Origin of the sequence: Nocardia otitidiscaviarum NBRC 14405 (assembly GCF_000308635.1) — a bacterium.
Taxonomy (GTDB): domain Bacteria; phylum Actinomycetota; class Actinomycetes; order Mycobacteriales; family Mycobacteriaceae; genus Nocardia; species Nocardia otitidiscaviarum.
In genome coordinates this window covers 153,925-178,440 of the sequence record NZ_BAGD01000281.1, presented here as the reverse complement: position 1 = coordinate 178,440, position 24,516 = coordinate 153,925, and the positions used below count along the sequence as shown (strand labels likewise).

Here is a 24,516-nt window from a genome sequence, read left to right as displayed (position 1 = left end):
GACGTGACAACTGGATTGCGGCGATCAATGAGACGAAAACCTCTTCCCGTAGCGGGTTACCGACTTGCGAACGATAATCTCCCCCATATGACGCACATGGGTATGGACGTCGAGCAACTCTTCGGATCCGGGCTGCTCACGACCGACGTGGAACAGGGCCGACTGCTCGACGCAGCCCGTACCGAATTCGTCGAGCACGGCTTCCGACGCACCTCGGTCGGCGATATCGCCCGGCGTGCCGAGGTATCGCGCCCCACCATCTACCGCCGACTCGGCGACAAGGACGAGATCGTCCGCCAGGTCGTGATCCGTGAAGTGGTGTCGTTCTTCCTCACCGTCAGCAGCCGGATTCTCGCCAAGTCATCGCCCGAGGAGAAGGCGATCGAAGCCTTCGTCCTGGGCATGCACGAGGCCCGGCACCACCCCCTCATGGCCGCGCTCCGCCAGTTCGAGCCCGAAACGCTCAGTTCCTTCCTGTCCGACCATCTCGCCACCATGGAGCCCATTCGGGCAGCCGTCGCGATGGCGCTGACCGGGGAGTCCCTCCCCCTCGACGGAGCGCTGCGCGCTGCCGACATGTTGATCCGCGTCAGCGCCTCGTTCCTGATGGTCCCGAGCGACTCCCTGCCGATCGACGACGACGATCAGGCACGCCACTTCGCACGCACCTACCTCCCCGCCATCATCGCCGCATCGGCGGCGGGCGGGCCCGACTGACCGTCCTCCTATCGGAACAGGCGCACCCGCTCTCGCTCCGGCCCCGATCCTGTCGTTCACGAGTTCGGCTGCGAACGCGACGAAGGCCTGGTCCGTGTGGACCGGGCCCTCGTCGAACACGGACTGCGGCTAGTGGATGTCGATGGTCCCCGAACAGTTCACCGGGGGAACCGGCACCAGACCGGAGTTCACCACCGTGAGGTCGAGTCGAACCGGCCCCGGACCCGTGGGCTCGCGGAAATAGACGGTGCCGCCGGTGCCGAAGAAGGAGGACACCGGCGAGTCTCCGGTCACTGTGCCCGACGCATCGGTGGCCAGATTCGTCCAGCGCAGCGTCGCGGTCGTGTGGTAGCCCCACAGGCTCGCGCCGGTGTGGACGGTGATGTACGGGAAGCCCGACTCGTCGTAGAGATACGAGACGATCACCTGCGAGCTGTAGGGCAGGTCCACGATATTGGGGCTGATGCCGACACATCGCATATCCACCTGGCTGCTGGGAAGATCGGCCGCGGCACTTCCTGCCCCGCCGAACACCATTGCCGCCATTGCCATCACACCGGCAGCCACACTCGCACCCCAGGCCCTGCCACGCACCTTCATCCGTTTCCTTTCCCTGGATCCCGACCCGAAGCACCGACAGTAGGGACACGACCCGGCCCACGCTATCGGACATCCGCCCCTGTTTCGGCGTCACCGCCCGCAACGCGAACGCGCCGCGGATGGTGCCCCGCGGCGCGTTTGTGATGTCGATGTCGGTGTCGGTCAGGCGCAGACGCCGCCGGTGTCGACCGTGGTGATGGTGGTGTAGCCGGCGGTGGTGCGGACGTGGGCGGGGCCGCCGTAGTAGACGCCGCTGACGATGTGCTGGCCGTCGATATCGGGAACCCACGGGATGCTGGCGGTGCCGTCGTGCACCGGGGCGGTGCCGACGGTATTGCCGGCTACACCGGGGAGGCGGCTGAAGAAGTCGACGAAGCCGCCGGTGACCGGGCTGCCGTCGGGCATGGTCACCCGGGCCGTCGCGGTCTGCGGGCAGCCGACCGCCGCTAGTCTGGCCGCGCCGAGCGCGGAACCTCCCATCGTCACCGACAGTGTCGGTGAGACCGCCGCCTGCGCGTGCGGGGCGATGACCGCCGGTAGTGCCAGACAGGCTGCCGCGCACGCGGTGCCGGCCATCAGGCGTGAAGTGTCGAATCCGCTCATCGTGCCCCGCCTTTCGGTGAACCCGGGTCAATCGTGGCCAGATCTTCGAATCGGCTCGCAGGGTATCCGACCGGTGCGCGGTTGTTGCGCAGGCGCGCACCGCCGAATCCGGAAATCGATTGCGTGACATTCGACCCCCGGGGCACCATGGGGCGCTGCCGGGGCGTGCCCGCCGTGGCGAGAGATCCGATCCGGTGGAGGCCCATCCGCATGCCGACCCCCGCGCCGACCGCGCAGCGCGGCCGCGCGCTGCGACTGCTGCGCACCAACCGCCCGCTCGGCGCGCTGTTCACGGCGCGGGTGGTGTCCTATGCGGGCGACTCCATGAGCCTGGTCGCGCTCATGCTGCACGTCGCGCACACCACCGGGCAGGGGTTGGCGGTGGCGCTGCTGCTGCTCGTCGGCGATTTCGTGCCCTCCCTGCTGAGTCCGCTCACCGGTGCGCTCAGCGACCGCTTCGACCGCCGCCGCCTCATGATCGGCTGCGAGGTGGCGCAGGGCGTGCTGGTCCTGCTGATCGCGCTGTCCCTGCCGCCGCTGCCGCTGCTGCTGGCGCTGGTGGCGGCGCGGTCCGTCGCATCGAACATCTTCCAGCCCGCCTCCCGGTCCGCGGTGCCCGCCATGGTGGCGGACAAGGATCTGGCGACCGCGAACTCCACCATCGGATTCGGGGCCAATGCCGCCGAGGCGTTCGGCCCGCTGCTGGCCGCCGCCCTGCTGCCCTTCCTCGGCATTCGGGGTGTGCTGCTGGTCGACGCGGCCTCGTTCCTGCTGTCGGCGCTGGTCCTGCTCGCCACCCGGCCGATGCCGCCGACCCCGGCGGACGGGGACCCGGGTTCGCTGCTGACCGAGGCCCGGACCGGCCTGCGCTACATCCTGCGCACCCCGGTGGTGCGGATCGTTGCGCTCGGCTTCTGTGCGGTGGTGGCGTGCAACGGCGTGGACGATGTGGCCCTGGTACTGCTGGCCACGCAGACCCTGGGTTCCGGCGACGCCGCGGTGGGCCTGCTGCTGGGCGCGGTGGGCATCGGGCTGCTGATCGGTTACGCGCTGATCGGCCGCCTGAGCACCCGTATGTCGATGACCGCACTGCTCATCGGCGGTTTCCTGGTCAGCAGCGCCGGGAATCTGCTCACCGGACTGGCCTGGTCGGTGGCCGCCGCGTTCACCGTGCAGGCGGTGCGGGGCCTCGGTATCGCGGGCATGGACGTGGCATCCAGCACCCTGATCCAGCGGCTGGTGCCCGACGGCATGCTCGGCCGGGTGTTCGGAAATCTGTACGGCGCCATCGGAATCGCCGCCGCGCTGTCGTATGTCGGCGGCGGTCTGCTGCTCGATGCCACCGATCCCCGCACCACGCTGGTGGTCGCGGGGGCGGGTGGCACGCTGGTCACGGCGGCGGTGGCGGTCGCCCTGCCGCGGGCGCTGCGCCGCCACGGCCCGCCCGCCGGGGACTGACGGCCGCTCTGGTTGGATGGGCGCGGTGACCAGCGTGCCCTTCCGATTGCTCGACCCCGTCCGCTTCGACCGGGTGATGCCCGCGTGGGCACCGCACTACCCGCGGTTCGACACGGTGGTGGGGTACTCGGATCTGGGGCACGCCTTCCTCATGAGCACCCGGACCGGCGAGTACGGGTTGCTCGATCCCTACAGTCCGGGAGTCAAGGTCTACGGCCCGTTCGCCGAGATCGCCGATTTCGTGGACCGCGTCCTGTTCGATCCGGATGTGGTGACGTATGTGCTACAGCCGCACCATGTTTCGGCGATTCGGGCCCGCCTGGGCGCACTGGCGCCCGACGAGGTGTACATCGCCACGCCGTATCCGTTCCTGGGCGGCTCGGAGGCTCCGGAATCTTACGACCGGGGCGGGGTGTGGGTGTTCTTCGATCTGGTGGCGCAGGCGCACGGGATGGAGTGACCCTCCTTGCGCCACAGGCATTCTCAGCTGGGATGTCCCGGTTCGAGATCGGCGACGTCGTGGTAGCGCAGCGCGGTCACCGGCGCGCCGGGTCCCGCCCCGTACTCCGGTGCCAGCACCACCCCCTCGTGATCGCCGAAGTCGTGGCGCGCCACCACCCTGCCGACGAACCAGGCGGCGGCCTCCTCGAGCAGGGGCGCGCCGTGCGGCCCCACATACCACCGGCACCAGCTGAACTTGTCCATCTCGTCCCCGGTTTCGGCCCCGAACAACTGCGCGAGAGCGATATTCTCGCGATCCACCAGATGAACTCCGAGATGGTGCGCCCGCCGCGCGACACCGTAGGTGTGATTGGCCCTGGAGACGCACACCAGGAAGCGCGGGGGTTCGATGGCGACCTGCGTGGCGAACCCCACCACACAGCCCGCCCGCTCGTCGTCGACGGCCGCGGTCACGATGACGATCGGCGCGTCGGCGGCGGCGACGAGCGCGTCGAACGCCGCTCGCGGCTCAGGTCCTTCGGACATGCCCCGTGTATAGCAGTGATTCGCGCGCGCCTCGCCACGACAACCGATACGGGGATCCCGCTCGCCGATCACGTTTCGGTAACGAGAGTCGGGGTATCCGAAAGACATCGGATTTCCGAGGAGTGCGAGGAGCAGCCGATGCCGACCGCAGAGACCCGAACGAGCCGAACCGACCAACCGCTGAGGGCAGGCACTGACAGTTACGACAATATCGAGCCGTGGTTCGAGAAGCTGGCCGCGCTGGCCCCCGATGATCCGCACCGCGCCGAGATCCGCGACCAGATCATGCACCTGTGCCTGCCGCTGGCCGAGCACATCGCGCGCCGCTTCGCCGGACGCGGCGAGGAATTCGAGGATCTGCATCAGATCGCCACCCTGGGCCTGGTGCTGGCCGTGGATCGCTTCGATGTGAGCCGGGGCAGCGGATTCCTGTCCTTCGCGGTGCCCACCATCATGGGCGAGGTGCGCCGCCACTTCCGCGACCACACCTGGGCGCTGCGGGTGCCCCGGCGTACCAAGGAGATTCAGCGGAATATCGGTCCGGCCGTGGACCGTCTCACGCAGCGGCTGCGCCGTCAGCCCACCGCCCGCGAGATCGCCGCCGAACTCGGAGTCGAACTCACCGAGGTGACCCAGGCGCTGATCGCCCGCACGGCCTACAAGGCCGACTCCCTGGACGCCGCGACCCACACCGAGGACGACAACCCCGCGCCCCGGACGGTGGACACGCTGGGCACCGAGGAGCCCTGCTATCGCCTCCTGGAGGACGCCATGGCGGTGCGCCCGCTCATCGCGGCCCTGCCCGAACGCGAGCGCCGGATCCTGACCATGCGCTTCTACCAGCACATGACCCAATCCCAGATCGCCGCCCAGCTGCGGGTGTCGCAGATGCAGGTGTCCCGCATTCTGAGCAAAACCCTGGCGAAGCTGCGGCACCAGGCACTCGGCGAGGAACGCGCGGCCTGAGATGACTGCGACGAGCGCACCGGTCACGGCACTGCCCGCGCCCTGCGGAGAACTGTCCGCGGCGGTGGTCGAGACGCTGCGCCGACCGCCGGGGACGCCGGTGCCCACCCCGAGCCTCACATCGGCCGATCCCTACGGCCGCGACCTGCACCTGGCCCTGCACACCTGCTACGAACTGCACTATCAGGGGCTGGCGGGTGTGGACGCGGACTGGGAGTGGGATCCGGAACTGCTGCGCCTGCGCGCCGGTCTGGAGCAGGTGTTCCTGGCCGCCCTGCGCGCCGACACTCCGGGCGGCGACGATCTGGACGGTGAACTCGACCGGCTGCTCGAGGTCCCCGCCGAGGCGGGCGGTCCGAGCGGGTTCCTGCGCGATCAGGGCGAGATGTGGCAACTGCGCGAGTACTTCGTGCACCGATCGGTGCTGCATCACCAGGAGGCCGACCCGTACGCCTGGCTGATCCCCCGCCTGCGCGGCTGGTCCAAGGCCGCCCTGGTGGCCGTGGAGTTCGACGAGTTCGGCGGCGGACGGGGCGACCGGGTGCACGCCGAGCTCTACGCCGATCTGCTGGCGGGCGCGCAGTTGCATCCCGGCTATCTGCACTACCTGGAGGTCGCGGCCACGCCCATGCTCGCCCTGGTCGACATGATGTCGCTGTTCGGGTTGCACCGCGGCCTGCGCGGTGCGGGCATCGGTCATTTCGCCGCCGTGGAGATCACCTCCCCACCGGCCTCGCAGCACATGGTGGCGGCGCTGACCCGCCTGGACGCGCATCCAGCCTGCGTGCGGTTCTATCGCGAGCACGTGGAGGCGGACGCGGTGCACGAGCAGCTCATGCGCCGCGATGTGATCGGCGATCTGCTGCTGCGGGAACCCGGGCTGCGCGAGTCGGTGGTCTTCGGCATCCAGGCCACCGACCTGCTCGAACAGCGGTTCGCCGACCAGGTGCTCGCCTGCTGGCGGCAGGGTCGTCCGTCGCTGTGGGAGCCCGCCGCGGCCGATTAGCTCGCCGGTTCCTGGTTATCCGGTATTCGTGATGTTGATTCGCGCACCGGGCGTCTACCGCCCCCAGGCCGATACCCGGCTGCTCGCTCGCGCTCTGGCCGATGCCGCCGTCGCACCGCACGGCCGGGTGCTGGACATGTGCACCGGCACCGGTGCGCTGGCCATTCATGCCGCGTCCCGGATCCGTCCCGCGGCGCTGACCGCGGTGGACATCTCCCGCGCCGCGCTGGCCTCGGCGTGGCTGAACTGCCGCATGCGGGGCATCGATATCGAGCTGCTGCGTGGAGATATCCGAAAAATGCTGCACGACAGGCGTTTCGATGTGGTCCTGGCCAATCCGCCCTATGTTCCGGCGGCTTCGGACGGTCCGGCCCGGGGTGCCGCACGCAACTGGGCCGCCGGATCGGACGGCCGGGACGCGGTCGACGCTGTGTGTGGACTCGCGCCCCGCGTGCTGTCGCGCACCGGGATGCTGCTGCTCGTCCATTCGAGCCTCTGCGGCACCGACCGCACCCTGACGCACCTGCGCGAGGGCGGCCTGAAAGCCGCCGTGGTCGCCCGCGCCACCATTCCGTTCGGTCCGGTGCTGCGCCGCCAAGCCGACCGGCTGGCCCGTGCGGGTCTCATCCATCCCTCCCAGCGACATGAGGAGTTGGTGGTGATCCGTGCCGACCGACCCCGACAGTGACCGGCGGCGGATCACCTACACCGCCGACGGACCGGCCCTGGTGGAGGGGCCGGTGGAACTCGTCACGGCCGACGGACGCACCATCCGGTCGGACCGCTGTGTGGTGGCGTTGTGCCTGTGTCGCCGTTCGGCGCTCTATCCGCTGTGCGACACCAGTCACCGCAAGCGCCGCCGCCTGCGCGAGCAGCCCCGCTAGTCGAGCGGGTCGGACGCCTCCACCAGCATGCGCAGCGCGGTCTCCACCGTCCGTGCCAGCACATCCTCCGGCGGGCCGTCGAACTGCCGGTGCCGCGCCCGGGAGCCGTACACCGAGTCGACCGCCAGCCACACCGATCCGGCGGGCTCGCCGTCCTGCGCATCAGGTCCGCCCACCCCGGTCACCGCCACCGCGAGATCGGCGTCCAGCAGTGAGCGCACCCCGGCGGCCATGGCCAGTGCCGCCGTCTCCGACACCACCGGCACATCGGGCACGCCGAGTACCTTGCGTTTGACCTCCGTGCTGTAGGCCACCAGTCCACCGCGCAGCCACTGCGCCGAATCCGGTGCGGCGCCGAGGGCGGCGCTGATCTTCCCGCAGGTCAGTGATTCCGCGACCGCGATGGTACGTCCGGACCGCAGGGCGATCCGGGCCAGCGCGGACGCGAGTTCCCCGGTGTCGGACACGGATTCCACCTTACCGACGCCCGCCGGTTGCCGACCGTCGCTACGACAGGCTCGTACAGGTGGCGGCCGGGGGCAGTTCGTCGGCGAGGAAGACGGTTTGGGCCATCATCTTGGGACCGGACATCCGTTCCCGGAACACCTCGATGGACTCCTCGGGGTGCACCGAGTCGATGACGGCGTGCGGGCCGACGGCGTTGAACTGGTGGCTGACGCCGCGCGGGATCTGCATGTCGACGAAGGAGCAGGGCGGGACGACCAGGTTGTAGCGGGTGCGGTGGGCGTCCGGCGGGGTGTTCGGCAGCGTGTCGGTGAATTCGGCCGGTGCGAAGGGGGTCACGCCCGGAATGTGGGTGACCGTGAACGGGGACAGGCTGCCGACCCGGATATGGGTGTCGGGGCCGGTCATCATGCGGACGAAGCGCAGTCCGGTGTGCAGGTGCATGCGTGAGCAGATGCCGCGTTCCTCGGCATCGTAGAAGTCCATCAGGTACCGGTCGGCGAAGAACCCGTCGAAGGGGGTCTCGATCAGATAGACCTCACCTTCCTCGAAGGTCTGGGCGCGCACGATGCCGTCGGCGTCCGGACTGGTGGCGATGCCACTGGCGGCGGCATCGCGGACGATGCGCGCGAACGCCTCCACCACCGCGAGTGCGACCTCCGGCGGGAACTGCGCCACCGGTGTGACGACATTGCGGCCCGCGTCCACGAAGTCGGACAGGTCGTGGATCTCGTTCTCCGCGTCGGCGTCGCGCTTCAGGCGTGGTTCGGTCATGATGCTCCTCGAAACTGCTGCGGTGGTTCGTCTTTCGCCGGTGTCAGGGTCCTACTCCGAAGGAGCGCAGCCACAGTTCCAGCGACAGCACCAACCACAGCTTGCCGCCCTGGCGCGGCAGCAGCACGCCGTCACCGCGCAGCCAGGTCCGCACGGTGTCCTCGCGGAACAGGCCACGGGCGCGCGCGGATTCGCCGAGCAACAGGTCGTGGCCGAGTTCGCGCAGCGGGCCGGACAGCCACTGCTGCACCGGTACTCGCATTCCGCTCTTGGGCCGGTCGACAATGGTCGACGGCAGCAGATCGCGCACGGCCTGTTTGAGGATCCATTTCTCCCGCGTCCCCGCCAGTTTGCAGCGCGGCGGCACCCGGAAGGCGTAGTCGACGACGGCGCGGTCGAACAGCGGTGCGCGGCCCTCCAATCCGCAGGCCGCGGTGAGCCGTTCGACCTTGGTGAGAATGTGGTGCGCGCCCTTGGTGCGCAGGTTGGCGTGCAGCAGCTGATTGAGCAGGCTGCTCATCCGGCCTTGGCGGAGATAGGGTGCGACCAGCCGGGTCGGCGGTGGGGAGGCGGCGAGTTCGGCGAGCACCGCGGGGGTGAGCAGGACCGGCAGATCGCCGTGGCATTTGCGGTAACTGTCCAGGTAGGCCAGCGCCCTGGCCTCCGGGTCCGGATCGTCGCGGGCGAGTTCGAAGATCAGCATCGGCAGATTCTTCGGGCCGCCGAAGACCGGGTCACCGCCCTCGCCATTGAGCAGCACCCGGATACCGTCCGCGGCGGCGGCCTCGGCGAGCATCAGATTGGGGACGGTCAGCGGGTCGCCGACCGGGCAGTCCAGCAGCGCGACCGTCTCCGCCAGCCGCGCGGCGACCGCCGCGCCCGGCACGGTGAGCACCCGGTGCCGGGTGCGACAGTGCGCGGCGACGAGTCCCGAGTAGGCGAGTTCGTCGGGCGCGTCCGGGCCGAAGCTGATGGAGTAGGAGCGCACGGCACGGTCGTGGATGCTCGCTGTGAGCGCCGTGACCAGGCTGCTGTCGATGCCGCCGGAGAGCAGCACGCCGACCGGTGCCGCGGCGGGCAGACGTGTGGACACCGCCGCTTCCAGCAGTGCGCGCAGGGCGGGCGCGTGCTCCGCCTCGGCGCGCGGATCGTCGATCTCCGCTGGCTCCCAGTAGATCTCCTCGGTGGTGGAGCCGTCGGCGCGCAGTCGCACACAGCGGCCCGGCAGCGCCTCCTCGACGCCGCGCAGCAGGGTCTCCCGCCCGGGCAGGTAGGCGAAGGTGAGGAAGGTGCGCACCGCGGGCAGATGCAGCCCGGTGCGCAGTCGCGGCCACCGCTGCAGGGCGCGCAGGGAAGTGGTTGCCGCCCAGGCGGTCCCGGCCCGCGCGTGGAAGAGGGTGCGGGCGCCGACGTGGTCGCGGATCAGCACCAGTTCCGGGCCGTCGGCGACGGCGAGGGTGAACATTCCGTCCGCCGCGGCGATGCCGTCGAGGCCGAAGCGGCGGTAGGCGTGCAGCAGCAGTTCGCCGTCCGGGCGGTCCGGGGGCGGCGCGTCCGCCCCGAGCCGGGCACGCAACCGCTCCGCGTGGAACAGCGTCACCTCGCCGACCGCGGTCAGCTCACCCGCGGTGAAGAACCCCGCCACGCCGGGACCCGCCAGCAGACCCAGCGCATATCGGCCGCCCACCGCGACCGGGTCGGCGCCCATCGCCCGCAGCTGACCACCCGGATCGTCCGGGGTCAGCACCGCGCACCATCGTGACATCGGTTATCCCCCTCAGCCGAAATCGTCGTCATCGTCCGCATCGCCACCCCAGTAGCCGTAGCCTCCCGTGTCCCCGCCGCCGAAGTCCGCCGATCCGCTCTGCTCCGCCTGTCGCCTTAGTTCTTCCTCCTGTGCCGCGGTCAGCGTCTGCGGCGGCACGGCCACGGTGCCGAGCAGCGCACCGCCGGTCACCACCGCCAGCAGCGCACCGACCCGGCCGCCGAAGGAGGATCGGTTGACGGTGAGTTCCCCGTCGCTCCACCGGGTTCGGCCGTAACCGCCCTCGCGTCCGTAGCGCACCCGGCCGTCGCGGTGGGTGCGTTTGACGATCGAACGGCCCAGGGGCTCATCGGTTCCCGAATCGCCGCGGTCGTCCTGCCAGTGCACCAGCCCGTGCGGACCCCGGGTGCGCCATTCCTCGCGTCCGTCCGAGTAGCGCCGGTGCACGGTCGCGTCGGCGAGCAGTTCGTCGGTGTAGGTGGTCTGTCGCTGCGGCACGGCTGATATCTCCTACGCGCGGGCGGCCTCAGGGGGCGGGCCAGGTCAGAAAGCCCGCGGACCGCGCGGTGCGCAGCCCCGCCAGGGCGGATCGGGGCGGACGCACGGTCCGTACCAGGCGGTGCACGGTGCGCAGCAGCGCCGCCGGTCGCACCGCCTCCACGTCCACGGATCGGCCGCGGCGCAACCAGGCACGCTCCCACGAATCCAGGTGCGGTGCAGGCATATCCGGCGTGGGCCCGGTGTGGTGCGCCAGGTGCAGCGCACCTGCCTGTCGCGGCCGCAGACCCAGGGGCACCACCCGGACGCCCGGCGGTACCTCGGTCCCGGTGGTGAACCGCGCCGGAAAGGTGAGCCCCGCCGGGCTCGCGTCGTGCAGCAGATAGATGGTCCCCGACGCCCGCGCGAGCATGTCGACGACGCGCGTGTCGAGCGGCAGCTCGGCCGCGCTCAGCACCGGACAGGCGGATTCCATGGGCACGCCGTTGGCGCGCAGCATCTGGGCGACGGCGTCGGATTCGGCGACCAGCAGGCGCGGCAGTCCGTAGTCGAAGAGATCGGGTTCGGGGGTGTGCCGACCGGCGGGCCGGGGGTGTGACGGGGTGCAAGTGAGCAGTCCGGGGATCTCGCCGTAGCGCCGCAGCGCGGACCGAAAGGCCGGATACGGCACCGTGGTCGGCACCGTGAACAGCGGTCGGCGCGGCAGCCGCGGCCATGCCGCCCGGCAGAGTTCGTGATACAGCTGACGTTCGGTGAACCGCAGCCCGCCCGGCGCGCCCGCCCGCTCGACCGCCCCGGGCAGCAGCCGGTCGAGCAGCGCCCGTCTCATCCGGTCGGCCATGAGAGGAACCCGATCCGACGGGCCCGGTCGTGGTCAGGGTCGCCCGCGGCGTCCACCCGCTCGATCGCCCGCCCCAGTGCGGAGAGCAGTTTGGCGGGCGGTACGGCGGCGATCGGCGCCCACCAGCCCTCGGCCAGCCATTCGATCCCCGACTCCGGCAGGCCCTCTCGCCGCAGCCGGTCCAGATCGGCGTCGCCGTGCCACGGTTCCCGCAGCCGCAGGGCCGATCGGCTCATCGCGACGGTATGCGGCAGCAGGCCCACCGTCACGGCGCGGCTACCCAGCGCCGCCCGGGCGTCGACGGCGAACGTGACGCCGCGCACGCTGGCATCGTGCAGGAGGAATACCGGAATGTCGGCGGGCAGCAGGTCCATTCGGTCCGTCACCAGCATCGACCAGGTCCCGGCCACGTCATTTGCGGTGAGGCAGGCGAGCACGCTGCGGTCCTGACACAGCACCGCGTACCGGGGATCATCCACCGCCGGGGGCCGAATCGTGTTCTCGTCCACCACGCCCGGGGGCGCGGCGCCGTAGGTGTGCGCCCACGCGCCGATGACATCGGCACGAAAGCTGTCGTAGGGCACCGGCATTCGGATCACAGCACGCTCGGCGAACCAGGGCCGCACCCGCCGCATGCCGAGTACGGCCAGCACCACCAGCACGGCGGTGATCACGATTGCCGCGAACCCCGACACACCGCCCAACCAGACCAGGAGGCCGAATCCCACGACGGTGGCGCAGACCGCCAGCCGCACACCGCGGAACAGCCCGAGTCCGTCGGGCAGTTTCGTCCGGGAGGCCGCGTACCACAGCTGCGCCGCCGTATAGCGCAGCTCCCGTTCGTCCCGGAGCCGGTCGACCAGTCTGCGCAGGCGCAGATCGTGCAGCCCGAGCGGACTCTCCTTGGGTTCGAGGGCGAAGGACCGTCCGCACGTCGAACACCGCCGATCACCCCGCTCTCGGCGCAGCAGATTCGCACTGCAATGCGGACAGATCACAAACACGCCCTCATCTCGACCCACGGCGGTAGCCGAGTCCAGATTAGTGCGGACTACGAGGTTTCTCGCGGGGATCGGCACCGCCGCACGCGCGGACGCGGGCGAAATCGGCGTCCACCACCACCTGGATCGGACCGTCCGGGAACCGTCGCCGTGGGCGGGCTCCGAGGTCCTCGCCTTCCGCCGGGCCACGGAACAGCCGGTTTTCCCGATCAGTAGCTGGAATTCTTGGCCGGGAGGGCAGTCGCCCCGTACGGTATCCCGAGGTCGGGAATTGGAACCAAAGCATCCCCACAGCAAGGAGATTCATATGATCAACGTCCGGACTGCGGCACTGGTGGGCGTCGCCGCGGCCGCGCTGACCGCCTTCGGCGGCGGCACCGCCAGCGCTGGTAACCCCGCCGACTTCGACGCGCAGGCCACCCAGGTCTGCCACGAGACCGGCAATGGTGAGTACCAGAAGGTCCAGTTCGCGATCCAGGGCTACCCGGCGTTCGTGAACTGCATCAGCGGCCCCGACATCAAGATCACCCCCATGCCCGCCGGAGCGTACTGCACCATCGCCGGCATCCCGCCGCGCGAGGGCGAGGCGGACGGCACGGGCGCCTGCCGCCTGATCGGCTGACAACTCCACGCTCAGCCATTCGGAGCCGACGAGGCCGGACACCGCGCCCGGCCGCGTCGGCTCCGTCGCATCTGTGCCCGCCGCCGCAGGGCACCGATGGGTGGCACGAACCCGACCCGAAGACGCTTTCGGGGGACCGCGCACCCCTCTGGACAGCAAACGGCCCGCAAGCGCATCATTTTCATACCGTCCAGTGCCGTTCGTCGGGGGAACGTCAAAGGAAACCCGAACGGATGGAAGAGAAAATGTCTATCAGGAAGTTGGTGGCGACAGCGATACTCGCCGTAGCGGCCACCGGAATCACCATGGCAACGGCTCACGGCCAGGCGGGCCTCAGCGTCAGCGGAGTGGACGGCCCGGTCGGCTACACCGCGACCCTGGCCGCGGATCATTCGAATGCCCTCATCACCCTCGCCTCCGGCACATTCGTGCTGACGCCGGACGCCGTGCAGGTGGTGGCGGACAATGGCGCGGTCGTCGGGGCGATCCCGACCAGCCTGCGCACGGAGGCCGGCGCGAACCTCGCCGTCACGCCGACTCTGCACAGCGATACCGAACTGACCCTCGCCCCGGTGGGCGGACCGACGCCGGCCGCGCTCACCTCTCAGGATCTGCCCTTCGTCAATGAGGCCGGCGGCCCCGGCCACATCTTCGCGGGCATCGCGATCGGCTGCGTGATCGGCGTACTGATCGGGATCTGGTTCTTCCTGGTCGGCGCGATCGTCGGCTGCTTCGTCGGTGCCGTCATCGGCGGATTCATCGGCGCGGCGTGGTGAACAACGGGTCGTTCACCGTTCCGGCGCAGGCGTTCTGGCCGCCTCGGTGAGCGACCGAGCGCCCGTGGCCACCGCGATGGCCGCGGACAGATCGAGATGGAGTTCGAGGTCGGGGTCGACGGCGGGACCGTCGAAATGGGCGATCCCGCTGTCGGTGACCGTGTAGTGCAACACCGTATCGCCGATGCGCACGGTGACGGTGCCCTCCGGAACCAGTTGGGCCACAGCGCGTCCCAGCGGCAGCGCGAACCAGTGGGCGCGTACGGCGTCGGTGGCGCGGCGCTCGCCGAGCAGTGGCGTTCCCCAGGCGGAGAGCGCGTCCAGTACGGGCCGCAGCGCGAGTCCCGCGGGCGTGAGTTCGTACACGACCGTCGCGGCCCGCGTTCCGGCCCGCCCGCGCGTCAGGATGCCCTCGCGTTCCAGATCCTTGAGCCGGGCGGCGAGCATATCGGTGCTGATGCCGGGTAGATCGGCGAACAGATCGCTGTAACGGCGCGGCCCGGAACACAATTCGCGCACCACCAGCAGGCTCCAGCGGTCCCCGACGATATCGAGGGCCCGGCTGACGGCGCAGTAGTGGTCGTAGCTTCGGCGTGGCACGAGCCCACTGTAACGTGTCACTTGGAAATTCCAAGCACAAACTTTGATTTTCCAAGTAGAGTGTGCGGCAACCGGATCGAGAAGGGGTTGTTCATGCAGGTCAAGCAGTCCAGCAAGCTGGCGGGTGTCTCCTACGAGATCCGCGGCCCGGTGGCCGAACACGCCGCGCGGCTGGAGGCCGAGGGTCATCATGTGGTGAAGCTCAACACGGGCAACCCGCTGCCGTTCGGCTTCGAGGCGCCCGCCGAGATCCTTCAGGACATCGTGCGCAACCTGCCCGGCTCCAGCGGCTACTGCACCTCGAAGGGCCTGCTCAGCGCGCGCCGGGCGGTGGTGCAGTACTACCAGACGCTCGGCCTGCCCGATGTGGACGTCGAGGACGTCTTCCTGGGCAACGGCGTCTCCGAACTGATCATGATGGCGATGACGGCGCTGCTGGAGAACGGCGACGAAGTCCTCGTTCCCGCACCGGACTTCCCGCTCTGGACGGCGGCCACCACGCTCAACGGCGGCCGTCCCGTGCATTACGTGTGCGACGAATCCTCGGACTGGTTCCCGGATGTCGCCGATATCGAATCCAAGATCACCGACCGCACCCGCGCCATCGTCATCATCAACCCGAACAACCCCACCGGCGCGGTGTACTCCGACGAGGTGCTGCGCCAGATCCTGGAGGTCGCGCGCCGCCACAGCCTGGTGGTGTTCTCCGACGAGATCTACGACAAGATCCGCTACGACGAATCCCCGCACACCGCCACCGCCACCCTGGCCCCGGATCTGCTGTGCCTGACCTTCTCCGGCCTGTCCAAGGCGTACCGCTGCGCGGGCTTCCGCTCCGGCTGGCTGGTGGTCACCGGCCCCACCCAGCATGCCGAGAACTACCTCGAGGGCCTGACCATGCTCGCCGGGCTGCGCCTGTGCGCGAATGTGCCCGCGCAGCAGGCGATTCAGGCCGCCCTGGGCGGTCATCAGAGCATCCACGACCTCACCCTGCCGGGCGGGCGGCTGCGCGAGCAGAGCGAACGCGCCTGGGAGGCGCTCAATGCCATTCCGGGCATCTCCTGCGTCAAGCCCAAGGGCGCGCTCTACGCCTTCCCCCGCATCGACCTGGACATGTACCCGATCCATAGCGACGAGCAGTTCATTCTGGACCTGCTGCTCCAGGAGAAGATCCACATCGTGCAGGGCACCGGCTTCAACTGGCCGCGGCCGGACCACTTCCGGATCGTCACCCTGCCGCACGCCGACGATCTGGAGGCGATCATCGAGCGCATCGGCCGCTTCCTGGCGACCTATCGCCAGTAGCGTCCGCTACCGGGCGGGCGTCAGCTCGGGTGCGGTGACGGCGGCGGGCAGCGACCGCCGCCGGGTGGCCACCAGGAACAGCGCCACCAGCAGCAGACTCCACCAGATGTAGGTATTGCCGATGAAGTGCTGCCAGGGCGTCCAGGTCGTCTCGCGATGCTCCCCGTCCGGCAGCCAGTTCTGCGGACCGATCACGTAGATCGCGGCCGTGACGGCGGCCGCCGCGTACCAGCCGATCCCCTGCCGCCACGGCAGTCGCGTCGCGTATCCGACCATGGCGAGCAGGGCCGGAGCGATCCAGATCCAATGGTGCGACCACGAGATCGGCGAGACCAGCAGCGTGAACACCGCGTTGATGGCCAGCAGCAGCGGCGGGCAGTCCACGGCCCGGCGCATGGCCGCCACCACCAGCACCAGCAGCGCCGCCGCGATCACCAACCACAGGATGGTGGACAGCGGCTTGTGCACCGAGAGCCGGGTCAGCACGGCCTGGATCGACTGATTGGTATGGAACGCCGACCCGCTGAGCCCGGAGGCATTGCCCAGCCCGCCGAACCAGTAGTCGATCGAACTCCGGGGCAGCACCAGGAAGGTGACCGCGGTCGCGGCGGCCCCCGTGACCGCGGCGGTGACGGCGGCGCGGTAATCGCGGCGGATGAGGAAGTAGAGCACGAAGGCGGCCGGGGTCAATTTGACCGCGGCGGCGATGCCGATCAGCGCGCCGCGCCGCCACCGCGGCTTCTCCACCAGGCAGTCGGCCGCCACCAACGCCATCAGTAGCAGGTTGACCTGGCCGAAGTCCAGCGTCGAACGGGCCGGTTCCAGCAGCAGCGCCAGCGGCGTCGCGCACGCGGTGACGAAGACGGCGAGCCGACGGCGCCCCGCGCCCGGCCAGATCCGTCGGGCGACCACGTAGAGCGTGACCGCCAGCGCGGCCACCGAGGTCACGAAGAAGGCCACGGCCGCCACCGGCCAGGGCACCAGCGCGAACGGCATGAGCACCAGCGCGGCGAAGGGCGGATAGATGAACGGCAGCCCGATGCCGATGGTGGTCTGCGGCAACTGCCCGTACAGGTCACCGCCACGCCGCAGCGTATCGATACCCAGCCGGTACACCTGGAGGTCGATGAAGCCGCCGCTGATCTCCTTGAACGGCCAGACCGACGCGGTGAGGCACAGCGTGGCCAGGCCCGCGCACAATAGCGGAACCAGCCACATGACCCGCCTCGAACGGCGGTCCGGCGACTTCGGCACAGCAACAGCGGTGGAACAACTCATCCGCGGCGACTATACCGGCGATACCCGCCCGATATGAACCCGCGCGTGGGCGGCTCAGGCGGTCAGGCCGCGTCGGACGAGCAGTGGTCCGACCTCCGGGGCCCGGCCGCGGAAGGCCGCGAAGGCGGTGAGCGGATCGACCGAGCCGCCGCGCGAGAGCAGTTCCCGTCGGAAGGTCTCGCCCTTGTCCCGGATCGGGGCCGCACCGTCGGCGAACCACTCCACGGTGTCGGCGTCGAGCACCTCGCTCCAGATGTAGGAGTAGTAGCCCGCCGCGTAGCCCCCGGCGAAGATGTGGGCGAAATAACCGGTGCGGTAGCGCGGCGGAATGGCGGCGAGCGCGATTCCGGCCGCGCGGAGCGCCTGGTGTTCGAACGCCTCGGCGTCGGCCGGTGCGTCGGCGGCGATGCGGTGCCACGCCCAGTCCAGCAGCGCGGCGGCCAGATACTCGACGGTGCGGAAACCCTCGCCGAAGCGTTCGGCCGCGGCCATGCGCTCGACCAGCTCGGCGGGCATGGGCGCGCCGGTCTCGACATGTCTGGCGTAGTTGGGCAGCACCGCCGGATGCGACATCCACATCTCGTTCACCTGCGACGGGAACTCGACGAAATCGCGCGGCACCTCGGTGCCGGCGAAGAACGGATAGCGCACGTTCGAGAACAGCCCGTGCAGCGCGTGCCCGAACTCGTGGAAGAGCGTGCGGACATTGTCCCAGGTGAGCAGGGCCGGTTCCGATTCCGGCGGCTTCACGATATTGAGATTGTTGACCACCACCGGCCGCTGTCGCAACAGCGCCGACTGGCTGACCAGTTCGTTCATCCATGCGCCGCCGCGTTTGGACGGGCGGGTGAAGAAGTCGCCGAGGAACAGCCCCAGCGGTGCGCCGTCGACGTCGAAGACCTCGAAGACCCGGACCTCGGGGTGGTAGCCGATCAGATCCTTCCGCTCCCGCAGGGTGATGCCGTAGACCTGTTCGGCGGCGAAGAACACGCCGTCGAAGAGCACGCGTTCCAGTTCGAAATACGGGCGCAGTGCCTCGGCATCCACCGAGAAGCGTTCGGCGCGTACCTTTTCCGACCAGAACTGCCAGTCCCAGGAGCGCATTTCGGCGTCGGCGCCGACTTCCGCCCGCATGGCGGCGGTGAGTTCGGCGGCCTCACGCTCGGCATTGGCGACCGCGGGCGGGACCAGGCGGGCGAGCATATCCTCCACCGCCGCGACGGTTTTCGCGGTCTGGTCGGCGACCGCGTAGGCGGCGTGGTCGCGGTAGCCGAGCAGCGTCGCCCGCTCGGCCCGCAGTGCGGCCATGCGAGCCGCGAGCGCGGCGTTGTCACCAGTGCCGTCGAAGCCGCGCCCCAGCGAGGCGGCCATGACCCGCTGCCGCACCTCCCGGTCGGCCAGTTGCGCCAGCACCGGCTGATTGGAGACGTTCTGCAGGCTCAATGCCCACTTGCCCTGGTGCCCGAGCGATGCGGCGAGTTCGGCCGCGGCGGCGACGGCCGTGGGCGAGAGCCCGGACAGTTGTGCCTCGCTGTCGAGGATCAGCGTGGCGGCATTGGCGGCCGCCAGGTTGCGCTGCCCGAATTCCGTTGCCGCCGCGGCGAGTTCGGCATTGATTTCACGAAGCCTGGCCTGGCCCGCCGCATCCAGCCGGGCACCGGCGCGAACGAATCGAATGTGGTACTGCTCCAGCAGCCGTGCCTGTTCGGCGTCCAGATCGAGTTCGTCACGCCGCTCGTACAGCGTTTCGACGCGGGCGAACAGGGCCGGGTCCAGGTGGATGGCGTCCCGGTGCGCCGCCAGCCGCGGCGAGATGTCCGCCTCGATGGCCTCGATCCGTTCGGTGGAGTCGGCGGAGGCGATGTTGAAGAACACATTCGACACCCGGGTCAGCAGGGCACCCGAGCGTTCCAGGGCCTCGATCGTATTCGCGAAGGTCGGTTCCGCACCGGTGGCGGTGATGGCCGCGACCTCGGCCAGCTGCTCGGCCATTCCCCGTTCGAACGCGGGCAGGTAGTGCTCGTCGGCGATCTCCGCGAAGACGGGGAGTTCGTACGGAAGCGGGCTGCGCCCGAAGAACGGGTTGATCGTCATGGCGCAACTTTATGCGGCGCGCCGGACAGGCGGCGCCGCGACCGGAGCGCGGCTCAGCCCCGATCGCCGAGGGTGAAGGCGGCGCTGCGTCCGCGACCGTCGAGCCTGCCGTCGCCCCAGCTGGCGCTGCCGTAGGCGTCGACCTCGATGGCGTAGTCGCCGTCGGGGAGGGCGGGCAGGCGCAGCACGGCCGCGGTGCGGCGGCCGTCCACGAGTTCCAGGTACCGGCGGGTTGCGTCGGTACCCAAGGGCACCAGGAAGATTCGCGCGTACTCGAACTTGACGCGGGCGTCCCCGGCGGGTGACCAGGTGATCTCGGCCGTATCGCGGCCCGTGACCGCGACCGTCACCCGCAGGGCCGCCACGGCCCGCTCCCTCACGACGACTTCCCGGTGCCGGACGCGGGTGTTCAGGCCCGCCGGTCGACCGCGACCCAGGCGGCCAGCGCCACCGCGCTCGAGACCACCGCCACCGACGGCCAGGCCCCGATCTTCTTCGCCAGCGGATGCGAGGCCCCCATGGCCCCGATCGCCATCCCGGTCAACGCCGCCGCACCCCCGGCACCGGCGGTCTTGTACCACCGCGGCACCGCTGCGAGGGTCCCCGCCGCGAACACCGCCCCACCCAACTGCCGCTGCTTGGTCGCCTGTGCGAGCGCGAAACCACCGGTGAGCCCACCGGCCGCGAGCAACGACGTGGGAATTCGAGCCATCAGCACAACCTCCACCAGAGTTCGAACAATGCCCTTCGACAGTACTCGCGGCCCGCGGGCGGATATCACCGCCGCCAGGCCATGAGATGCGACCGACCAGTTGCCTCTGGTCAGTGGGCGCGGAGGGCGTCGAGGATCATGGGGCGGGCGGTGGCGAGGGCCTGCTGCCAGTAGGGCCAGACGTGGGTGCCCTGGACGAAGTCGAAGCGGGCGGGGATGCCGAGGGCGGCGAGGCGGTCGTGGAAGATGCGGGCGGCGGTCTGGGTCATGGCCTCCAGGGCCATGGCATTGGCGGTATTGCCGAGGCCGTAGCCGATGTCGGGCAGGCCGGGGACGCCGTTGCCGGTGGAGATGTACATCGGTAGGCCGCGCAGCCGTTCGGCCTGCACCGTGGCGTCATTGCGCCGCCAGGCGGGATCGCCCGCCGGACACCCCACATGTCGTCGACGTTGAAACGGCCCTCATCCCACATCGCCGCTCGCATGGCCTCGTGCCACAGCGGGAAGGTCGGATTCACGAACCCCGAGAAGCTGCCCGCGAAGCGGAACTGGTCGCGGTGGTGGGCCGCCAGGACGAGTGCGGCATTGCCGCCCATGGAAGCGCCGACTATGCCGTTGTTGGTGCGGGATACGCCGTACCGCGCCAGAAAAGCGGGCAGTTCCCGAGTCAGGAAGGTTTCCCACCGGTACGTCAGCCGCTGGCCGTTGGTCCCGCTCCGCCGATACCAGTCGGTGTAGAAGCTCGACCGCCCGCCGACCGGGAACACCAATGTCACGTTGTCACCCGCGAATTGGCGCAGGGCATCGGTGTCACTGGTCCACTGGCTGTGGTCGTCCGGCGCGCGCAACCCGTCGAGCACGTACAGCGCGGCACTCCCACCCCGTGCCGCCCACTGCACCTGTACCTTGATGGGGCCCATGCTCGACGGCACCCACAGTTCCTGAAAACCACCGGCCGGTGCGCGCCGCGCCGGGGCGGCATCGGCCACCGCCGCACCGAGCGAGGCCATGAGCGCGACGGCCGCCACCATCGTGACGACCACCCGCAACCACGCGTGAATCACCCCTCGATCTCCGGACCGCACGACCCCGTCCACCACGTACCTCCCACCGTAGTCCCACTGTGGACGCTACTCCTGAGCGACGAATCCTGCTGTGGCTCAGTGGGATTTACCGGATGGCGCAAGTGGGAACGTCTCCGGGGACACCTTCGACGGCGATATCGCGCCACCGTCCGCGCCGTGCTCCGGGAGCTCCAGCACACGATCGGCCAGCCGATCGATGACGGCTTCCTGATGACTGATCACGATGAGCGCCAGCCCCTCTCGTCGCAGCCGCTCGAGCAGGTCGAGCACGGTGTCCCGTGACGACGGATCCAGCGACGAGGTGATCTCGTCGCAGATCAGCACGCGCGGTGCGGCGGCCAGCGCGCGGGCGATGGCGACGCGCTGCTGTTGACCGCCCGACAGGTGTTCCGGCCGTCGCAGGCGCAGCCCCGCGTCGAGTCCGACACCGGCGAGCAGCTCGCGGGTCCGTTGTCCGGCGGCGGCATCGTCGAGTCCGTGCAGCAGTCGTAGCGGCCGCCCGATCTGCGCACCGATGCGGTAGGCCGGATTGAGCGAGGTGGCCGGATTCTGGAAGACCAGCTGGATGGCGCGCCGATGCTCGGTCGGCCGATGGTCGACGCGCGGACGCAAGGGGGTCCCGTCGAGCTCGACCGCACCCCGCACCGGTGCGTGCAGACCCGCCAATGCCCGTGCCACCGTGGTCTTTCCGGCCCCGGACCGCCCCGTCACGGCAAGGCACTCCCCCGCGCGCAGCTCGAACGACAGCCCCTCCACCACGGGGCGGAAGCCCCCACGCCGCCCATGCCCGACCGTGAGCCCGTCCACCCGCAGCACCGGCGCGGCCGCACCGGTGCACCGCGACCTCGATACCGAGCCGCCCACCCCGCCGGGCGTCGCGGATTCGCCATCACACGGAAACCCGGATGCGCCGTTTCTCGGCGGCGGTGACACGCTTCCGTGCGTCACCGGTGGCACCGACCGCCCCGCGTCCAGCTCCAGCACGTCGTCGATGAGCGGAGTAACCGAGGTGAGGTCGTGGGTGATCACGAGCAGGGTGCTCGTGCGGTCGCGGCGGATGCGAAGCAGCGTGTCCACCAACCGATCCCGCGTGCGCGCGTCCAGTCCCGTGGTCGGCTCGTCGAGGACCAGCAGGGCGGGGTCGCCGAGCAGGGCCATGGCCAGCAACACCCGCTGCTGCTGACCGCCGGACAGCTCGTGCGGGAAGCGACGCCGGAAGGCGCGGTCGGCAGGCAGTTCGACGCGGTGCAGCGCCGCAGCCACGCTCGCGGCGATGTCGGATTCGCCGTGCCGCCTGGCGATGTCGCGCAGGACGCTGCCGATGCGCAGCGCGGGGTTGAGGCCGGTCGCCGGATCCTGCGGCACGTACCCCACGGCGCGGCGCTGCCCGTTCTCGCCGAGCCCCACCGCGCCGGAGGCCGTCAGTCCGTCCGGGAGCGCGCCGAGCAGCGCCAGCGCGAAGGTGGTCTTGCCCGCGCCGGAGGGACCGACCACGGCCAAGCCGCTTCCCGCGGGCACGTGCACCGAGATATCCTCCAGCACAGCATTTCCGGCGGCATCGCGAACATCGAGCCCGGCCACAGTCAACCCCGGTCCGGCCACCGGTACCACGTCGCGCGACCCCATCTGCCGCCATCCCGCGCGGTGCACACCCGCCCCGCGCACGCCCCCCTGTCGTATCCCGGCGCGCCGCACATCCGCCGACCACGCTCCCACCGAACGCGCGGAACTCAGCGCTCGGTCGGTGACCATGTTGACCGACACCACCAGCACCATGATCAGCAGCGCGGGTGCCAGCACCGCCCACGGCTGCATCCCGAAGCCGGGCCGGTTCTCGGTGATCATGAGCGCCCAGTCCGCGGAGGGCGGCCGCAGTCCCAAACCCAGGAATCCGCTCACCGCGACCATGGAGATGCTGGCCGACATGCGGACTCCGGCATCGGCCAGCACCACGGACCGCAGATTGGGCAGTACCTCGACCACCGCGAGCCGCCACAGCGGTTCCCCCCGCGCCCGCGCCGATTCGAGATAGCCGGTGGCGGCGACCTCCATCGTGCCGGTGCGCACGATGCGGATGATCCACGGCACCGACGCCAGGGCCGTGGTCACCACGATCGCGGCCGGTCCCGCACCCATGGCGGTGGCGATCACCGCGAGCAGCAGGAACCAGGGAATCACCACGATGGCGTCCACGGGCCGCATGATCCAGCCGTCCACCGTCCGGCGCAGTCCCGCGATCAGCCCCAGCCCGAGCCCCAGCGCATAGGCCACCACGAGAGCCAGCCCGGCAGTGGACAGCAGCGGCAGCCCGCCGTGCAACACCCGCGAGAGCACATCGCGGCCCACCACATCCGTCCCGAGCGGATGACTCCCCGACGGCCCCTGAAACGGCGGCGCGACGGCCGCGGTCGGCCCGTACGGCGCGAGAGCCGGTCCGAGCAGCACCACCAGCAGCACGGCCAGCGTGACGAACAGCCAGCCGGAACGAATCGGTCTACGACTCATGACGATTCCCCCGCGACGGCCAGGTGCCGCACCTTCGGACTCACCATCAAGGTGAGCAGATCCGCGACCAGATAGACCCCGATACCGACCGCGGCCAGCAGCACGGCCGCCGACTGCACGAACGGGAAGTCCCTGGCCTCGATGGCGCGCAGCAGCTCCTGGGACAGGCCCGGATAGCTGAACAGCGTTTCCACCACGGCGATTCCGCCGATCAGCCCGACCACCGATCCGGCGAGCGGTTGAATCGACGCCGACACCGCATTGGGCGCGACATGCCGCAGCAGCAGTCCCGGCCCGCGAATGCCATTGAGCCGCGCGGTCCGAACGAAGGGCCGGGACATGACCTCCGCGGTCTGCGCCCGCACCAGCCGCACCGGATGCGGCGAGAGTCCGATCAACAGGCACAGCACCGGCAGCACCAGAATCTCCGGGCGACTCCACGGGCTCGCGCCGGTCGGCAGCAGCGATACCGCGGGCAGCAGCCGCAGCGACAGCGATACGGTCGCCACCAGCAGGACGCCGAAGACGAAGGACGGCACCGATTCCGCGGCCAGCGCCGCCGTGCTGATCAGCCGATCGGTGCGGGACCCGACCCGCGCTCCCGCCAGCAGTCCGAGTGTCAGGGCGAGTGGAATCAGCAGCGCGACGGTGATGGCCGCCAGGGTGGCGCTATTGGCCACCCGGCCGAGCAGCACCTCGTCCACCGGCCGTCCCGAGATGAGCGAGGTCCCGAAGTCACCGCGGACGAAGCCGGTCAGCCACGCCACGAAGCGCACCGGCGCGGGCCGGTCCAGCCCGAGTTCGGCGCGCACCGCGGCCAACTGCTCCGGGGTGGGGTCACCGCCGCCGGTGCGCGACAGTTTCACCGTGGCCGCATCCGAATCCAGCGATTCGAACAGGCCGAACACCGCGAGCGCGACGGCGAGCAGCACTCCGAGACCGCCGCCGACGCGCCGTGCCAGATAGCCGAGCATG

The 24,516-nt window shown here is 70.1% G+C and carries 26 protein-coding genes and 1 pseudogene; 10 read left to right on the top strand and 17 right to left on the bottom strand.

Annotation, left to right across the window (positions count from 1 at the left end; translation table 11 throughout):
• Nucleotides 1–87: 87 nt before the first annotated feature.
• Entirely contained in the window at nucleotides 88–717 is a 630-nt protein-coding gene (locus ON31_RS34120; RefSeq protein WP_051038282.1) for a TetR/AcrR family transcriptional regulator, read from the top strand.
• A 129-nt stretch (nucleotides 718–846) separates the two neighbouring features.
• Here the strand turns inward: ON31_RS34120 and ON31_RS35175 are convergent, their stop codons facing one another.
• A complete protein-coding gene (locus tag ON31_RS35175; protein WP_147287182.1) occupies nucleotides 847–1,284 on the bottom strand; it encodes a hypothetical protein in 438 nt (145 codons plus the stop codon).
• A 195-nt stretch (nucleotides 1,285–1,479) separates the two neighbouring features.
• Nucleotides 1,480–1,920 (bottom strand): hypothetical protein, encoded by a 441-nt coding sequence (locus ON31_RS34110; protein WP_029932004.1) that lies wholly within the window; start codon nucleotides 1,918–1,920, stop codon nucleotides 1,480–1,482.
• A 210-nt stretch (nucleotides 1,921–2,130) separates the two neighbouring features.
• Between ON31_RS34110 and ON31_RS34105 the strand changes: the two genes are divergently transcribed.
• Together ON31_RS34105 and ON31_RS34100 are read left to right on the top strand one after the other, a co-directional pair.
• The gene (locus ON31_RS34105) at nucleotides 2,131–3,378 is read left to right on the top strand and encodes an MFS transporter (RefSeq protein ID WP_081592947.1); all 1,248 of its coding nucleotides are present in this window, start codon (nucleotides 2,131–2,133) and stop codon (nucleotides 3,376–3,378) included.
• A 25-nt stretch (nucleotides 3,379–3,403) separates the two neighbouring features.
• Nucleotides 3,404–3,838 (top strand): T6SS immunity protein Tdi1 domain-containing protein, encoded by a 435-nt coding sequence (locus ON31_RS34100; RefSeq protein ID WP_157533845.1) that lies wholly within the window; start codon nucleotides 3,404–3,406, stop codon nucleotides 3,836–3,838.
• A gap of 23 nt (nucleotides 3,839–3,861) precedes the next feature.
• Here the strand turns inward: ON31_RS34100 and ON31_RS34095 are convergent, their stop codons facing one another.
• Nucleotides 3,862–4,365 carry a flavin reductase family protein gene (locus ON31_RS34095; RefSeq protein WP_039819437.1) on the bottom strand — a complete coding sequence of 168 codons (504 nt, stop codon included), beginning with the start codon at nucleotides 4,363–4,365 and terminating at the stop codon, nucleotides 3,862–3,864.
• 138 nt (nucleotides 4,366–4,503) lie between these two features.
• On the opposite strand from ON31_RS34095, the gene ON31_RS34090 reads away from it, so the two are divergent.
• From ON31_RS34090 to ON31_RS34075, 4 genes are read left to right on the top strand one after another with little or no spacing between them, the layout of a single operon-like run.
• Nucleotides 4,504–5,331, top strand: coding sequence for an RNA polymerase sigma factor SigF (locus tag ON31_RS34090; protein ID WP_051038279.1), 828 nt, complete (start codon nucleotides 4,504–4,506; stop codon nucleotides 5,329–5,331).
• A 1-nt stretch (nucleotide 5,332) separates the two neighbouring features.
• Nucleotides 5,333–6,337, top strand: a complete 1,005-nt coding sequence (locus ON31_RS34085) for an iron-containing redox enzyme family protein (protein ID WP_039819316.1) — start codon at nucleotides 5,333–5,335, stop codon at nucleotides 6,335–6,337.
• Between the two features lie 31 nt (nucleotides 6,338–6,368).
• Entirely contained in the window at nucleotides 6,369–7,025 is a 657-nt protein-coding gene (locus ON31_RS34080; RefSeq protein ID WP_039819315.1) for a HemK2/MTQ2 family protein methyltransferase, read from the top strand.
• Nucleotides 7,003–7,221, top strand: a complete 219-nt coding sequence (locus ON31_RS34075) for a CDGSH iron-sulfur domain-containing protein (protein ID WP_039819313.1) — start codon at nucleotides 7,003–7,005, stop codon at nucleotides 7,219–7,221. The genes ON31_RS34080 and ON31_RS34075 overlap by 23 nt, the downstream gene beginning before the upstream one ends.
• On the opposite strand, the gene ON31_RS34070 is transcribed toward ON31_RS34075, so the two are convergent.
• From ON31_RS34070 to ON31_RS34045, 6 genes are read right to left on the bottom strand one after another with little or no spacing between them, the layout of a single operon-like run.
• Nucleotides 7,218–7,688, bottom strand: a complete 471-nt coding sequence (locus tag ON31_RS34070; RefSeq protein ID WP_172544844.1) for a CinA family protein — start codon at nucleotides 7,686–7,688, stop codon at nucleotides 7,218–7,220. The genes ON31_RS34075 and ON31_RS34070 overlap by 4 nt on opposite strands.
• A 40-nt stretch (nucleotides 7,689–7,728) precedes the next feature.
• Nucleotides 7,729–8,460 carry a hypothetical protein gene (locus tag ON31_RS34065; protein WP_039819310.1) on the bottom strand — a complete coding sequence of 244 codons (732 nt, stop codon included), beginning with the start codon at nucleotides 8,458–8,460 and terminating at the stop codon, nucleotides 7,729–7,731.
• A gap of 43 nt (nucleotides 8,461–8,503) precedes the next feature.
• Nucleotides 8,504–10,225: an asparagine synthetase B family protein gene (locus ON31_RS34060; protein ID WP_039819309.1), complete on the bottom strand. Its 1,722-nt coding sequence runs from the start codon at nucleotides 10,223–10,225 to the stop codon at nucleotides 8,504–8,506.
• Nucleotides 10,226–10,237: 12 nt separating this feature from the next.
• Nucleotides 10,238–10,723, bottom strand: coding sequence for a hypothetical protein (locus tag ON31_RS34055; RefSeq protein WP_039819308.1), 486 nt, complete (start codon nucleotides 10,721–10,723; stop codon nucleotides 10,238–10,240).
• Nucleotides 10,724–10,751: 28 nt separating this feature from the next.
• Nucleotides 10,752–11,564, bottom strand: coding sequence for a hypothetical protein (locus ON31_RS34050; protein WP_255222374.1), 813 nt, complete (start codon nucleotides 11,562–11,564; stop codon nucleotides 10,752–10,754).
• Nucleotides 11,549–12,568: a zinc ribbon domain-containing protein gene (locus ON31_RS34045; RefSeq protein WP_147287183.1), complete on the bottom strand. Its 1,020-nt coding sequence runs from the start codon at nucleotides 12,566–12,568 to the stop codon at nucleotides 11,549–11,551. The genes ON31_RS34050 and ON31_RS34045 overlap by 16 nt, the downstream gene beginning before the upstream one ends.
• Nucleotides 12,569–12,872: 304 nt before the next feature.
• On the opposite strand from ON31_RS34045, the gene ON31_RS34040 reads away from it, so the two are divergent.
• On the top strand, nucleotides 12,873–13,187 hold the full coding sequence (locus ON31_RS34040) for a hypothetical protein (protein ID WP_029931990.1): 315 nt from the start codon (nucleotides 12,873–12,875) through the stop codon (nucleotides 13,185–13,187).
• Between the two features lie 245 nt (nucleotides 13,188–13,432).
• Nucleotides 13,433–13,963, top strand: coding sequence for a DUF8020 domain-containing protein (locus ON31_RS34035; protein ID WP_039819434.1), 531 nt, complete (start codon nucleotides 13,433–13,435; stop codon nucleotides 13,961–13,963).
• Nucleotides 13,964–13,975: 12 nt separating this feature from the next.
• On the opposite strand, the gene ON31_RS34030 is transcribed toward ON31_RS34035, so the two are convergent.
• The gene (locus ON31_RS34030; protein ID WP_051038278.1) at nucleotides 13,976–14,563 is read right to left on the bottom strand and encodes a winged helix-turn-helix transcriptional regulator; all 588 of its coding nucleotides are present in this window, start codon (nucleotides 14,561–14,563) and stop codon (nucleotides 13,976–13,978) included.
• A gap of 93 nt (nucleotides 14,564–14,656) precedes the next feature.
• On the opposite strand from ON31_RS34030, the gene ON31_RS34025 reads away from it, so the two are divergent.
• Entirely contained in the window at nucleotides 14,657–15,868 is a 1,212-nt protein-coding gene (locus tag ON31_RS34025) for a pyridoxal phosphate-dependent aminotransferase (protein WP_039819433.1), read from the top strand.
• 6 nt (nucleotides 15,869–15,874) lie between these two features.
• Here ON31_RS34025 and ON31_RS34020 read toward each other — a convergent pair whose 3' ends face one another.
• From ON31_RS34020 to ON31_RS33990, 7 genes and pseudogenes are all read right to left on the bottom strand, one after another.
• Nucleotides 15,875–17,086, bottom strand: coding sequence for a glycosyltransferase 87 family protein (locus tag ON31_RS34020; protein ID WP_255222373.1), 1,212 nt, complete (start codon nucleotides 17,084–17,086; stop codon nucleotides 15,875–15,877).
• Between the two features lie 114 nt (nucleotides 17,087–17,200).
• Nucleotides 17,201–19,240 carry a M3 family metallopeptidase gene (locus ON31_RS34015; RefSeq protein ID WP_039819302.1) on the bottom strand — a complete coding sequence of 680 codons (2,040 nt, stop codon included), beginning with the start codon at nucleotides 19,238–19,240 and terminating at the stop codon, nucleotides 17,201–17,203.
• A gap of 53 nt (nucleotides 19,241–19,293) precedes the next feature.
• The gene (locus ON31_RS34010) at nucleotides 19,294–19,620 is read right to left on the bottom strand and encodes a hypothetical protein (protein WP_143979926.1); all 327 of its coding nucleotides are present in this window, start codon (nucleotides 19,618–19,620) and stop codon (nucleotides 19,294–19,296) included.
• Nucleotides 19,621–19,649: 29 nt separating this feature from the next.
• The gene (locus tag ON31_RS34005; protein WP_039819431.1) at nucleotides 19,650–19,952 is read right to left on the bottom strand and encodes a hypothetical protein; all 303 of its coding nucleotides are present in this window, start codon (nucleotides 19,950–19,952) and stop codon (nucleotides 19,650–19,652) included.
• A 110-nt stretch (nucleotides 19,953–20,062) separates the two neighbouring features.
• Nucleotides 20,063–20,982: pseudogene (locus tag ON31_RS34000) on the bottom strand (alpha/beta hydrolase).
• A gap of 129 nt (nucleotides 20,983–21,111) precedes the next feature.
• The gene (locus tag ON31_RS33995) at nucleotides 21,112–23,541 is read right to left on the bottom strand and encodes an ABC transporter ATP-binding protein/permease (RefSeq protein WP_051038277.1); all 2,430 of its coding nucleotides are present in this window, start codon (nucleotides 23,539–23,541) and stop codon (nucleotides 21,112–21,114) included.
• Nucleotides 23,538–24,515 carry an ABC transporter permease gene (locus ON31_RS33990; protein ID WP_039819300.1) on the bottom strand — a complete coding sequence of 326 codons (978 nt, stop codon included), beginning with the start codon at nucleotides 24,513–24,515 and terminating at the stop codon, nucleotides 23,538–23,540. The genes ON31_RS33995 and ON31_RS33990 overlap by 4 nt, the downstream gene beginning before the upstream one ends.
• Nucleotide 24,516: the final 1 nt, after the last annotated feature.